12 protein-coding genes and 1 pseudogene are annotated in these 13,017 nt (G+C 68.4%); 9 read left to right on the top strand and 4 right to left on the bottom strand.

What is annotated here, in order from left to right; genetic code table 11:
* Positions 1-11 precede the first annotated feature (11 nt).
* The 4 genes from ACSFBM_RS06140 to ACSFBM_RS06155 all read right to left on the bottom strand — a co-directional run bounded on the left by ACSFBM_RS06140 (position 12) and on the right by ACSFBM_RS06155 (position 4,729).
* Entirely contained in the window at positions 12-1,214 is a 1,203-nt protein-coding gene (locus ACSFBM_RS06140) for an efflux RND transporter periplasmic adaptor subunit (RefSeq protein WP_435483573.1), read from the bottom strand.
* Entirely contained in the window at positions 1,211-2,743 is a 1,533-nt protein-coding gene (locus ACSFBM_RS06145) for an efflux transporter outer membrane subunit (RefSeq protein WP_435483574.1), read from the bottom strand. Before ACSFBM_RS06145 ends, ACSFBM_RS06140 begins: the two co-directional genes overlap by 4 nt.
* Positions 2,740-3,453, bottom strand: coding sequence for a TetR/AcrR family transcriptional regulator (locus tag ACSFBM_RS06150; protein ID WP_435483575.1), 714 nt, complete (start codon positions 3,451-3,453; stop codon positions 2,740-2,742). The genes ACSFBM_RS06145 and ACSFBM_RS06150 overlap by 4 nt, the downstream gene beginning before the upstream one ends.
* Before the next feature lie 76 nt (positions 3,454-3,529).
* Positions 3,530-4,729, bottom strand: coding sequence for a cation:proton antiporter (locus ACSFBM_RS06155; RefSeq protein WP_435483576.1), 1,200 nt, complete (start codon positions 4,727-4,729; stop codon positions 3,530-3,532).
* A gap of 117 nt (positions 4,730-4,846) precedes the next feature.
* Here ACSFBM_RS06155 and ACSFBM_RS06160 point away from each other — a divergent pair, with 117 nt between their 5' ends.
* From ACSFBM_RS06160 to ACSFBM_RS06200, 9 genes and pseudogenes are all read left to right on the top strand, one after another.
* The gene (locus ACSFBM_RS06160) at positions 4,847-6,373 is read left to right on the top strand and encodes a sigma-54 interaction domain-containing protein (RefSeq protein ID WP_435483577.1); all 1,527 of its coding nucleotides are present in this window, start codon (positions 4,847-4,849) and stop codon (positions 6,371-6,373) included.
* A gap of 573 nt (positions 6,374-6,946) precedes the next feature.
* A pseudogene (locus ACSFBM_RS06165) lies at positions 6,947-7,033 on the top strand (hypothetical protein); the annotation flags it as partial.
* A 56-nt stretch (positions 7,034-7,089) separates the two neighbouring features.
* The gene (locus ACSFBM_RS06170; RefSeq protein ID WP_435483578.1) at positions 7,090-7,545 is read left to right on the top strand and encodes a DUF4272 domain-containing protein; all 456 of its coding nucleotides are present in this window, start codon (positions 7,090-7,092) and stop codon (positions 7,543-7,545) included.
* A gap of 46 nt (positions 7,546-7,591) precedes the next feature.
* Positions 7,592-7,930 (top strand): hypothetical protein, encoded by a 339-nt coding sequence (locus ACSFBM_RS06175; protein ID WP_435483579.1) that lies wholly within the window; start codon positions 7,592-7,594, stop codon positions 7,928-7,930.
* On the top strand, positions 7,927-8,214 hold the full coding sequence (locus ACSFBM_RS06180) for a hypothetical protein (RefSeq protein WP_435483580.1): 288 nt from the start codon (positions 7,927-7,929) through the stop codon (positions 8,212-8,214). The genes ACSFBM_RS06175 and ACSFBM_RS06180 overlap by 4 nt, the downstream gene beginning before the upstream one ends.
* Positions 8,215-8,346: 132 nt before the next feature.
* A complete protein-coding gene (locus ACSFBM_RS06185; protein ID WP_435483581.1) occupies positions 8,347-9,534 on the top strand; it encodes a substrate-binding domain-containing protein in 1,188 nt (395 codons plus the stop codon).
* A gap of 204 nt (positions 9,535-9,738) precedes the next feature.
* Positions 9,739-11,193, top strand: coding sequence for an extracellular catalytic domain type 2 short-chain-length polyhydroxyalkanoate depolymerase (locus ACSFBM_RS06190; protein ID WP_435483582.1), 1,455 nt, complete (start codon positions 9,739-9,741; stop codon positions 11,191-11,193).
* 48 nt (positions 11,194-11,241) lie between these two features.
* Complete coding sequence (locus ACSFBM_RS06195; protein WP_435483583.1) at positions 11,242-12,009, top strand: ABC transporter ATP-binding protein; 768 nt, start codon at positions 11,242-11,244, stop codon at positions 12,007-12,009.
* A gap of 145 nt (positions 12,010-12,154) precedes the next feature.
* Positions 12,155-12,883: an ABC transporter ATP-binding protein gene (locus ACSFBM_RS06200; protein ID WP_435483584.1), complete on the top strand. Its 729-nt coding sequence runs from the start codon at positions 12,155-12,157 to the stop codon at positions 12,881-12,883.
* Positions 12,884-13,017: the final 134 nt, after the last annotated feature.

Here is a 13,017-nt window from a genome sequence, read left to right on the forward strand (position 1 = left end):
TCCTTGATGGGTTACTTGGCCGCGGCGGCGGAAGCCGCGGCAGAGGCGGCCGGCCGGGCCGGCTGCGCGGACTGAGCGGACTGAGCGGGCGCCTCCACCACGCGCACCAGGTCGCCGTCGTTGAGGAAGCCCGCGCCTTGCACCACCACCTGCGCGCCTTCGGGCAGCGCACTGGTGATCTCGATGCGGTCGTTCAGCCGGCGGCCGACCTGCACCTTCAGCTGCATCACCTTGTTGTCGGGCTTGAGCAGGAAGACGTTGTTGAAGCCGTCGCGCGGCACGATGGCGCTCTGCGGCACGGTGGGCGCCGAGCTGCGGCCGAGCTCGAAGTCGCCGCGCGCGAACATGCCGGCCTTGATGCCGGTGTTCTGCTGCACCGCGGGCAGGTCGACATACACCAGCGCCGCGCGCGTCTGCGGGTCGACGGTGGGCGCGATGCTGCGCACCTTGCCGCGCACCTGCGCGCCGCTGGCGCTCACCACGAAGGCGGGCGTGCCGACGGCGATGCGGCTCAGTTCGGCCGAGGTCACTTCGGCGCGCCATTCGAGCCGGCCCTGGCGGATCAGCCGGAACAGCTCGGTGCCGGCGGCGACCACGCTGCCGACCGTGGCGGTGCGCGCGGAGATCACGCCGTCGTCGGGCGCCAGCACCTGCGTGTTGCGCCCGCGCACTTCCTGCGCGGCCAGCACGGCCTCGGCCGCCTCGACGCGCGCCTTGGCGGTCTGCTCGGTGGTCTGGTACTGGTTGATCTGCTGCTGGCTCAGCGCGCCGGTGGCCTGCAGCGTGCGGGCGCGCGCGGCGTTGCCGGCGGCGTCGGCCGCGGTGGCGCGGGCCTCGGCCAGCGAGGCGCGACTCTGCGCGATGTCGGCGCGCACCGTCTCCGGCGAGAACACGGCCAGCACCTGGCCCTTCTTGACCACGTCGCCCACGTTCACGCGCACTTCGGCGAGCTTCAGCCCGTTCGATTCGGAGCCGACCACGGCCTCCTGCCAGGCGGCCACGTTGCCGTTGGCCGCGAGCGTGAGCATGAGTTCGGTGGTTTCGGGTCTGGCGACGGTGACGGTCAGCGCGGGCTTGGGCGCATGGGCAGCGTCCTTGGCCGTGGGTTCGCCTGCCTTGTCCGACGGCTTGCGCGTCATGAAGAAGACCGCCGCGAGGGCGACGACCAGCGCCAGCAGCGCGATGACGAGGGTGGAACGCTTCATTGTTTTCATGGCGACGTCGCGACCTTGGCGGCCGCTGGGGTGGTCATTGAGGACGATTCGGAAGAGGGGGATGCGGAGGCGGTGCGGTTCCAGCCGCCGCCCATCGAGCGGTACAGCGCCACCCAGGCCTCGGTGCGCTCGCGCTGCAGCGAGACGCGCGCGGTCTGCGCGGTGAACAGCGTGCGGCGCGAGTCCTCCAGCTCGAACAGGCTCGCCAGGCCGCTGCTGTAGCGGGCCTGCGTGGCGTCGAAGGAGGCCTGGTAGTTCTTCACCGCGCTGTCGGCGTCGGTGGTGCGGGCGTCGGTGGCGTCGAGGTTCACGAGCGCTTCTTCCACCTCGCGCACCGCCTGGCGCACGTTCGCGCGGTAGAGCGACACGGCCTCGGTGTAGCGCGCCTTGGCCGCGTCGGTGTTGGCCTGGCGCGCGCCGCCGTCGAGCAGCGGCACGGTCAGCGACACGGGGCCCACGGTCCAGGTGTCCAGCGATTCGCGGAACCCGCTGGTGCGCAACTGCATGCGGCCGATGGAGCCCGACACCGTGAGCTTGGGATAGCGCTCGGCCTCGGCCGAGCCCACCTCGGCGCTGGCCGATGCCACGCCGAGTTCGGCCGCGTACACGTCGGGCCGCTGCGAGATCGCCTCGGTCGGCACACTGGCGATGCTGCCCACCGCGGGCAATGCGCGCTGCGTGGGCGAGCCGGCGAGCCGTTGCGCGAGCGTGGGTTCGTCGATGCCGCTGAGCGCCACCAGTGCCTTGCGCTGCACCGCGCACTGGGCGCGCTGCTGTGTCAGGCGGCCCGAAGCATCGGAGGCGCTGGCACGCGCCAGGGCGGCGTCGGCCGGTGCGGTGAAGCCGGCCTTGGCCGACAGGTCGGTGAGGCGTGCGGTCTCCGAGCGGGAGCGGGCGTCCGACTCGGACACGCGCAGCTGCTCCTGGCAAGCGCGCTCGGCAAAGTAGGCGTTGGCCGTTTCGGCCGCCACCGCCACCCGGGCGTCGTGCCACTTGGCGTCGGCGCTGTTCTGCTTGGCCTGCGCGGCGTCGCGGTCGGCGCGCAGGCGGCCGAACAGGTCGATCTCCCACTTGGACTGCAGGCCGGCCTGCAGCGTGGTCACCGGGGCGGCGGCGGCCGCGGCAGAACTGCTGCTGCTGCTGCCCGTGGACGCTCCCGTGCCGCCTGAACTGAACGACGACCCCGAGACCCCGCGGCTGCCCGAGGCCGTGCCGTCCAGGCTCGGCAGCAGCGCCGCGCCGGCCTGCACGCGCGCGGAGCGCGCCTCGGCCACGCGCGCCGCGGCGCTCGCCACGTTGGGGCTTGCGGCCTCGGCTGCGGCGATCAGCTCCACCAGCAAGGGGTCGTCGAGCTGGCGCCACCAGTCGGCCAGCGACGCGAGCGAACCGCCGTGCGGCAGCGGCGCGTTCCATTGCGCGGGGAAGGGCGCATCCACCTGCGCGGGCGGGCGCGTCAGGGCGCAGCCCGACAGGCCCAGGCTCAGCGGCAGGAAGAGGGTGGCGATCAGTTTCAGTCGGAGTCTTCTCATTTCTTGTGCTTTCTCTCGGCGCGGCGGCGGGCCGCTTCGGCCTCCACCAGCGCCAGCGCATAGCCCGTGAGGCGGTCGGCCCAGGTGTCGATGGCGCGCGGCGTGCGCAGCAGCGAAGGGCGAAGCGCCTCGATGAAGTCCTGGCTCACGTAGAGCTGCATCGACAGCCCGGTGATCGCGAAGGTCAGGCGGTGGATGTCGTCGTCCGCGCGGTCCACCTCCAGGTGGCGGCACAGCAGCTCGGCAATGGCGCGGTGCGGGCCCTTGATCTCGCGGTCGAGTTCTTCCGCCCAGCGGCTGGTCGGCTCCAGCATCTCGCGCATGTGCAGCTGGATGCATTGCCGCACGATCTCGCCCTGCTTGAGCGGGTCGATCATCGACACCATGCAGATGCGCAGCGTGTCTTCGAGCGACCGGCCCGGCACCTTGCAGGCGGCCACCAGGTCGTTGGCGTCGCCGCCCATCGGCTCGCTGAAGGTGGCGGCGTACAGCCCCTCCTTGTCGCCGAAGTAGTAGCTGATGGCCGAGATGTTGACCTCGGCCTCGCGCGCAATCTCGCGGGTCGACGTCTTGGCGAAGCCCTTCTGCGCGAACAGCCGCAGCGCCGTGTGCAGCAAGCGGTGGCGTGCCTCGGCCCCGTCGGCGCGCGGTGCGCGGCGCGGGGCCTGGGGGCCGGGTGGGAGGGGTTCGCTCGCGTTCATGCGTGGCATTAAACCACGCATGAAATCAAACGATTGATTTACTTAAGGCTTGCTGAAGGCCCGGGTCCGCGGCCGCCGCCTGTGGCTACCTGGTGCGAAAAACAATCTCTTTCATCCGCTGCAGCCGGGGCGCAACAACCGGCACCGTGAGCATGGTGCTCGCCACCGCCATCAGCAGCAGGGCCGTGAACGCCTCGTTGGTGATGAGCGCCTTGTCCAGCAGCACGTTGGCAAAGATGATCATGATCAGCGCCTTGGTCTGCAGCAGCCAGCCGATCAGCGCGCCTTCGCCCGGCTGCCAGCGCAGGATGCGTCCGGCCAGCAGCGTGCCGATGAGCTTGCCGCTCACCGACGCCACCAGCAGCACGCCCGCCGCCACGAACACCGCCGCGCCGCCCACTTGCCAGTTGGTGCGCAGCCCCGTGCTCAGGAAGAACACCGGCATCACCACCAGCAGCACGTTGTGGCGCAGGCCGTCGAGGTGTTTCTGGTCGAACCAGTCGGCGTCCATCACCGCGCCTGCGATGAAGGCGCCCACCATGTAGTGCAGCCCGCACCAGTCGGCGCCCAGCCCGCAGGCCGCCAGCCACACCAGGCCCAGGTACCAGCGGTCGCGCTCCGGCACACGCACCATCAGCCAGCGAAAGCCCGCGCTCGCGACAGCGAACAGCACCAGGAACGCGAGCTGCCTGCCCACGCGCTCCCAGTCCATCAGGATCAGCGCCAGCACGCCCCAGATCGCGATGTCGTCCAGGCTCGCGTAGCGCAATATCCGCTGGCCGATGGGCTGGCGCAGGATCTGCAGCTTCTCCATGAACAGGATGAGGATGGGCAGCGCCGTCACCGCGCACGACATGCCGATGCCCAGCACGAACTGCCAGGTCTGCGCCTTTGCGCCCATCCAGCCGGGAAACGCCAGCATGCCCAGCGCGGCCACGCTGCCGAAGAGCAGCGGCACGCCGAGTGCCAGGCCGGCGGTCACGCCGCTTTCGCGCCGGTGTTCCCAGGCCTTGCGCAGGTCGAGCTCGATGCCGGCGATCCACACGAACAGCATCACGGCCCACTGCGCGATGGCGTTGAGCGACTGGATCACCGGCGCGTTGAAGACGAACTTGTAGTACTCGGGGAACACCGCGCCCAGCACCCCCGGCCCCAGCACGATGCCCGTGACGATCTGCACCACCACGAGCGGCGCGAAGTACTCGGTGCGCCCGAGCCGCCACACGAGGTAGGGCGCGGTGAAGATGATCAGCATGGCGATCAGGAAAATCTCGGATGTGCTCATGAGGTCGTGGCCGCGAGGCCTGAAGGTCAAAGGGGGCGGCCGGAGTTTGTCATGAGCGCGGGGGCCGGCGCAGTAGGAGGGCAGGAGAAGCCGCGCCGGAGCGCTACGATGCCCGCCATGCCAGCCGCTCCCACCGCTCCGCCCGCCTTGCCCCTCGACGCAGAAGGCATCCTCGCGCTCGCAGCGCGCTCGATGTTCCATTTGTTCTCCAGCATCAGCCAGGGCATGTTCCTGGTCGACAGCAGCGGGCGCATCGTGTGGGTCAACGAGGGCTACCGGCGCTTCCTGCCGGCGCTGGGTTTTTCGTCCATCGACCAGTTCCAGGGCCACATGGTCGAGGACGTGATTCCCAACACGCAGATGCGGCGCGTGCTCGAAACCGGCGAGCCGATACTGGTCGACCTGCTCACCAACAAGGCCGGCACCTTCGTGGTCAGCCGCATACCGCTGCGCGCGGAAAGCGACGGTCCCCAGGGCGGAGCGGGCGACGTCATCGGCGCCATCGGCATCGTGCTGTTCGATCAGCCCGAGACCACGCTGCAGCCGCTCATCAGCAAGTTCGCGCTGCTGCAGCGCGACCTGGACGACGCGCGGCGCGAGCTGGCGAGCCAGCGCAACAACCCGCTCTACCAGCATGCCGCCGACGGCCAGCGCCGTTCCAAGTACACCTTTGCGAGCTTCATCGGCAGCAGTCCCGCGGCGGTCGAGGTGAAGCGCCATGCGCGCCGCGCCGCGCAATCGACCAGCCCGGTGCTGTTGCTGGGCGAGACCGGCACCGGCAAGGAGCTGCTTGCCCACGCCATTCATGCGTCTTCGGCGCGGGCCAAGGGCCTGTTCGTCAGCGTCAACATCGCGGCCGTGCCCGACACCCTGCTGGAGGCCGAGTTCTTCGGCTTCGCGCCCGGCGCCTTCACCGGCGCCGACCGCAGGGGGCGCGAGGGCAAGTTCAAGCTGGCCGACGGCGGCAGCCTGTTCCTCGACGAAATCGGCGACATGCCGCTGGGCCTGCAGGCCAAGCTGCTGCGCGCGCTGCAGGAGGGCGAGATCGAGCCGCTGGGCTCCAACAAGCTCGTGCCCTTCGACGCGCGCGTGATCGCCGCCACCTCGCGCGACCTGCCCGAGCTGGTGCGGCGCGGCCAGTTCCGCGAAGACCTGTACTACCGGCTCAACGTGCTGCCGCTGCGCGTGCCGCCGCTGCGCGACCGGCGTGCCGACATTCCCGCGCTGGTCGAGGCGCTGGGCGAAGACATGGCGCTGCGCAGCGGCGAGGCCCCGCCCGAACTCACGCCCGACGCGCTCGCCTTGCTCGCCGGCCAGCACTGGCGCGGCAACATCCGCGAGCTGCGCAACGTGCTGGAGCAGGTGACCATGCGCAGCGACTCGCAGCGCATCGACGCCGTGCAGCTGGAGCGCATCCTGCGCGAAGCCGGGCTGGAGCAGATCGAGCTGCCCGCCGTATTGCAGAACGCGCACGACGCCGACGAAGAAGCCGCGCTGCTGCGCCCGCTCGCGCAGCAGGTGGTCGAGCTGGAGCGCAAAGCGATCGCGGTGGCACTGGCATCGACCGGGGGCAACAAGCTGGCGACGGCGCGGCTGCTCGGGATTTCGCGGGCGACGCTGTACGAGCGCATGACGAACCAGTAATTGGCGGTGGCCGATGGCGGCCGGATCTTGATCGACAGGGAGAGGATTTCCATGAAGGGTTTGCTGACACGACTGAAGGCGCTGGCCGGCTCGGGCGCCGCACCGGCCGCATCCACGGCATTGCCTGACGCGGGGGAGGGCGAGGGCGTGCTGATCAATGCCTACTGCACGCGCGCCGCCGTGCCGGCGCTCGAGTTTCCGCACACGCTGCATGCGCGCCGCGATCTTTCCGATCCGGCGCTCGCGGCGCATCTTTCGGGCTTCGTGGGCTATGTGCTGAGCAGGGGCAACGGCGAGATGTCGCGCAACCGCTATCACGTCATGCGACACATCCAGCGGGTACGCCAGCACCTGAGTTTCTCCATCGGCGAGTCGCAGCTCGACGCGTTTTCTGCATGGGCGGAGCGCGCGAACGCCATCGTGTTCCTGCCCGACGGCGGCATCCGCGACCCCAACGGCCGGGTGTTGCTCTCAGCCGCGGGCGAGGAGCCCGACCAGGAGGCCGCGATTCCCTATCCCGCCGAGGCATGGCAGCGAAAGGCGCGATCCGAGGCGCTGCTCGCATCGCGCGGCATGCCGGTGCCGCAGCACCTGCCGCCTCTTGTTTCGGAGCCCGAGTTGCGCCTGCGCACGCCGCAGGAGCTGGCGGGCAGGGCGTTCGCGCTGCTGGCCGTATCGGCCCGCGCCGAGTCGGTCGCGAGCGGCGAGACGCTGCCATGGACGACCTGTTCAGGTGGCTGCCGTCCGCGCAGGCGCACCTGTCGCCCGACGAGCAGGCCTTTCTTTCCGACGACGCGCCCGGCGAGTCGACGGTGGCGCAGTTCGGCTGGCGCTTCGAGTGCCTCTTCGTGCTCGAGTGGGCCTTGGGCCTTGTCGATGCACTGCCGTTTCCCGGGGCAATCTGCGACGTGCCGCTGGCCACGCGCCTGATGCTGAATGCCGGTGACGTGGACGGCGTGATGCGGGCCGCGAAGGTGCGCCCGGACGGCGAGTTGCTCGATGCGCTGGACCTGCACTACAGGCTGCACTGGCTCGTGCGCCAGGCGCGTCTCAAGGAAGATGCGCCTCCTGCGGGCGTCGACGCTGGCGTCGTGCTGGAGCGGCATCGCGCGCTGAACTGGCTGGTTCGCTTCGAAGACCACGACTGGGACGACATCGACACGCCCACATGACGCCCGACAATCTGGCTTCCTCCGGCCATCCTTCTGTTCTGCATTCATGAAGACATCGATCCGTTCCCTTGTGCTCGCTGCGGCATGCGCAACAGCCAGCTTCGCCAGCGCGGCGCCCGCGCCCCAGTGCGCGAGTGAAGCCGTTTCTCGCGCCAAGAAGCTGCTGACCTTCCACTTCGGCGAGGACGACCGCATCCAGATCGACCCCGCCGTCAAGGAAATGCCGCCGATCCGCAACCCCGCCAACAAGCAGCAGCAGTTCAAGGTGCTGGAGGTGTGGGGTTCGATCTACAAGGGCAACTACCGCATGCGGCTCATCTATTACGTGTCGGGCAAGGACTGCAACCTGATGGGCCAGGAGATCCTGGAGTACGCAAGCCTGTGAGCGTGCAAGCCCTGCGTTCCACCTTCGGCCCCAATTGCCACTGGTGCGGCCTTCCGATGGACTTCAGCGAGCCGTTCGGCCGACCTGAATCCGCCACCATCGAGCACCTCGTCGACTCGACTTTCGGCGGCGTGCGGTCGCCAAAACACCGCCGCCTGGCCCACGCCGCCTGCAACCACGCGCGTAACGAATTCCGCATGCAGGCCGAGCGGCAGTTCAAGCAATGGATCGCCGAGCGCCAGGTCTCCGCGAAAACCCTGACTGATAAAAAGACAGTTGACTGAAATTCAGACACTCCAAGTGTTCTGATTCCAGTCGAACCCGCCGTTTCTCGAATGGAGAAACGTTTGTTATCAATGGCTTAGCGCGTGGCACGAAGTGTGCAATATTCAGTCACCTTAATCAGGAGACAAAGAATGAACCGTCGCCACCTCGTCGCCCTGGCCGCACTCGCCGCCTGCGCAGCCGCCGCGCCCGCCTGGGCCCAATCCAACGAAATTCGCATCGCCCACATCTACAGCAAGACCGGCGCGCTGGAGGCCTACGGCAAGCAGACCCAGACCGGTTTCATGATGGGACTGGACTACGCCACCGGCGGCACCATGGCCATCAACGGCAAGAAGATCGTCGTCATCGAGAAGGACGACCAGGGCAAGCCCGACCTCGGCAAGTCGCTGCTGGCCGCCGCCTACTCGGACGACAAGGCCGCGCTGGCCGTCGGCCCGACCGCCTCGGGCGTGGCGCTGGCCATGCTGCCGGTGGCCGAGGAGTACAAGAAGATCCTGCTGGTCGAGCCCGCCGTGGCCGACTCGATCACCGGCGACAAGTGGAACAAGTACATCTTCCGCACCGGCCGCAATTCGAGCCAGGACGCCATCTCCAACGCGGTGGCCGTCGACAAGGCCGGCGTCACCGTCGCCACGCTGGCACAGGACAACGCCTTCGGCCGCGACGGCGTGAAGGCCTTCGGCTCCGCGCTGAAGAAGGCCAAGCTGGTCCATGAGGAATACCTGCCGCCCGCCACCACCGACTTCACCGCCGGCGCGCAGCGCCTGATCGACAAGCTGAAGGACCAGCCGGGCCGCAAGATCATCTGGATCGTGTGGGCCGGCGCTGGCAACCCGTTCAAGATCGTCGACCTCGACCTGAAGCGCTACGGCATCGAGATCGCCACCGGCGGCAACATCCTGCCGGCCATGGCGGCCTACAAGAGCCTGCCGGGCATGGAAGGCGCGGCGTACTACTACTTCGGCCTGCCGAAGAACCCGGTGAACGACGCCATGGTGTCGGCGCATTACAAGGAATTCAAGTCGCCGCCGGACTTCTTCACGGCCGGCGGTTTCTCGGCCGCGATGGCGGTGGTGACGGCGCTGAAGAAGACCAACGGCGACACCAACACCAACAAGCTCATCAGCACCATGGAAGGCATGAGCTTCGACACGCCCAAGGGCAAGATGACCTTCCGCAAGGAAGACCACCAGGCGATGCAGTCGATGTACCACTTCAAGATCAAGGTCGACCCGGCGTTCGCGTGGGGCGTGCCGGAGCTGGTGCATGAGATCAAGCCCGAAGAGATGGACATCCCCATCAAGAACAAAAGGTAAGGCTCGCCCCCAGGCTGCGCGCACCTGCGGCCCGGCAAAGCCGGCTCCGCGGTGTTTTTGAAAGTTCAGCGATCCCCTAAGCGCCGCCCCCCATTTCGCCCCGGATGGCCGCCGGGCGAAGCGCCAGCGTTCGCGCAGGGCGCGTTTCCACGGCCGATTCGTCAGCAAGCAAGCGTTCGACACACCTAAAAACAGGAGACAGCGATGCCAGCGATGAGATTCAACTGGAAGGGGATGGCCGCAGCCGCGGCCATGGCAATGGCGGCGCATGCCGCGACGGCGGCGGTGCCGCTGCCGGCGCTGGGCGCCAACCCGGCGGAGGTGAGCGTGTCGGGCCTGTCGGCCGGCGGCTTCATGTCGGTGCAGCTGCACGTGGCCTATTCGGCCACCTTCAAGCGCGGCGCCGGCGTGGTGGCCGGCGGCCCGTACTACTGCGCCGAGGGCTCGGTGCTCAACGCCACGGGTCGCTGCATGACGCACGGCACCAGCATCCCGGTGTCCTCGCTCGTGAGCACCACCAACAGCTGGGCTGCCAGCGGCACCGTCGATCCGGTGTCGAACCTGAGCGGCTCCAAGGTGTACCTGTTCTCGGGCACGTCGGACAACACCGTGAAGCAGCCGGTGATGGACGACCTGAAGACCTACTACCAGAGCTTCGTGCCCGCGGCCAACGTCGTCTACAGGAACAACGTCGGCGCCGGCCACGCGATGGTCACCGACGACTACGGCGGCGCCTGCAGCACCACCGCCGCGCCCTACATCAACAACTGCGGCTTCGACCTCGCGGGCGAGATCCTCACGCAGCTGTACGGGCCGCTGAATCCGCGCAACAACGGCGCGCTGGGCGGCACCTTCACCGAGTTCAACCAGTCGGAATTCATCACCGGCCACGGCATGGCCGCCACCGGCTGGCTCTACGTGCCACAGGCTTGCACCACCACGTCGTGCCGCGTGCACCTGGTGCTGCACGGCTGCAAGCAGAACTACAGCGACGTGAGCGACCAGTACGTGAAGAAGACCGGCTACAACCGCTGGGCCGACACCAACAACATCGTGCTGCTGTACCCGCAGACCAGCACCGCGGCCACCAACAGCTGCTGGGACTGGTGGGGCTACGACAGCGCCAACTACGCGAAGAAGTCGGGCCCGCAGATGGCGGCGATGAAGGCCATGATCGACCGCGTCACCGGCTCGGCCGGCGGCAGCGGCCTGCCGGCGCCGGTGGGCGTGGGCACCTCGGGCGCGACCGCCAGCAGCATGGTGATCGGCTGGGCCGGCGTGGCCGGTGCCAGCGGCTACAACGTGTACCGCGGCGGCAGCAAGGTCAACGCCGCGCCGGTCGCCGCCACCAGCTACACCGACACCGGCCTGGCCGCGTCGACCAGCTACAGCTGGACCGTGGCGGCGCTTAACGCGAGCAACGTGGAAGGCGCGATGTCGAGCGCGGCCACGGGCGCGACCACCGCAGGCAGCGGTGGTGGTGGCGGCACCTGCTACACCGCGAGCAACTACACGCACACCATCGCCGGGCGTGCCTACGCGCTGTACGGGCTGACCTATGCCTACGGCTCGAACCAGTCGATGGGGCTGTGGAACATCTATGCCACCACCACGCTGAAGCAGACCGGCCCCGGCTACTACGTGATCGGCAGCTGTTGAGGCCGCTCATTCGCACTTTTCCGACTTTTTGATTTGCAATGACCAACGATGCTTGAGACCCGAGAACTGACCATCCGCTTCGGTGGGCACGTGGCCGTCAACAACGTGAGCTGCGCCTTCGCGCCGGGCACGCTGACGGCCATCGTCGGCCCCAACGGGGCGGGCAAGACCACCTACTTCAACCTGATCTCGGGCCAGCTCAAGGCGAGCGCCGGCACGGTGACGCTCGACGGGCAACTGCTGTCGGGCCTGTCGCCGTCCGCGCGCACGCACGCGGGCCTGGGGCGGGCCTTTCAGCTGACCAACCTGTTCCCCAACCTCACGGTGCTGGAGAACGTGCGCCTGGCGGTGCAAGCCACGCGCGAGGGTGCGCACCGGCGCGGCCTGAACCTGTGGAGCATCTGGAGCGACCACAGGGCGCTGACCGAGCGCGCCGACCAGATCCTGGCCGACGTGGCGCTGAAGTCGCGCGAGCACGCCACCGTGGCCAGCCTGCCGCACGGCGACCAGCGCAAGCTGGAGGTGGCGCTGCTGATGGCGCTGGAGCCCAAGGTGTTCATGTTCGACGAACCCACGGCCGGCATGAACGCGGCCGAGGCGCCGGTCATCCTCGATTTGATCCGCAAGCTCAAGCAGGACAAGACCAAGACCATCCTGCTGGTCGAGCACAAGATGGACGTGGTGCGCGAGCTGGCCGACCGCATCATCGTGCTGCACAACGGCACGCTGGTGGCCGACGGCGAACCGGCGGAGGTGATTGCCTCGCCGGTGGTGCAGGAGGCCTACCTGGGCATTGCGAAGGAGGCCGCGGCATGAACACGGTCCCGATGAATTCGAATTTCTCCCTCCCCCTCCGGGGGAGGGCAGGGGTGGGGGCTCGCGGCCTTCACCTCGCAGCAGCCTTTCAAGCGCCGCTCGCCCCCATCCCAGCCTTCCCCCGGAAGGGGAAGGAGCAAGACCTATGAGCACCGACAACCTGCTGACCCTCGAAGGCGTGCACACGCACATCGGGGCGTACCACATCCTCCACGGCGTCGACCTCGCCGTGCCGCGCGGCCAGCTCACCATGCTGCTGGGGCGCAACGGCGCGGGCAAGACGACCACGCTGCGAACCATCATGGGCCTGTGGCATGCGTCGCAGGGCAGGGTGCGCTTCGGCGACAAAGAAATCACGACGCAGCACACGCCGCAGATCGCCGGCCTGGGCATCGCCTACGTGCCCGAGAACATGGGCATCTTCTCCGACCTCACGGTGAAGGAGAACATGCTGCTCGCCGCGCGCGGCGCCAAGAACGCGCAGCAGATCGACGACACGCGCCTGAAGTGGATCTTCAAGCTCTTCCCCGCGGTCGAGAAGTTCTGGAACCACCCGGCGGGCAAGCTCTCGGGCGGGCAGAAGCAGATGCTGGCCGTGTCGCGCGCCATCGTGGAGCCGCGCGAGCTGCTCATCATCGACGAGCCCAGCAAGGGGCTGGCGCCCGTGATGATCAACAACATGATCGATGCCTTCGCCGAGCTTAAGCGCAGCGGCGTGACCATCCTGCTGGTCGAGCAGAACATCAATTTCGCCCAGCGCCTGGGCGACACCGTCGCGGTGATGGACAACGGGCGGGTGGTGCATGCCGGCTCGATGGCGGCGTTTTCCGCGGATGCGCAATTGCAGCAATCGCTGCTTGGACTGGCTCTATGAAGTATTCGACGTATGTCTCCCTCCCCCTCTGGGGGAGGGTTGGGGTGGGGGCTCGCGGCCTTCGATGCAGTGCGGCCTTGCCAGCGCCGTCAGCCCCCATCCCAGCCTTCCCCCAGAGGGGGAAGGAGCAAGAG

It is taken from the genome of Variovorax pasteuri (genome assembly GCF_051216435.1).
Classification (GTDB): domain Bacteria; phylum Pseudomonadota; class Gammaproteobacteria; order Burkholderiales; family Burkholderiaceae_C; genus Variovorax.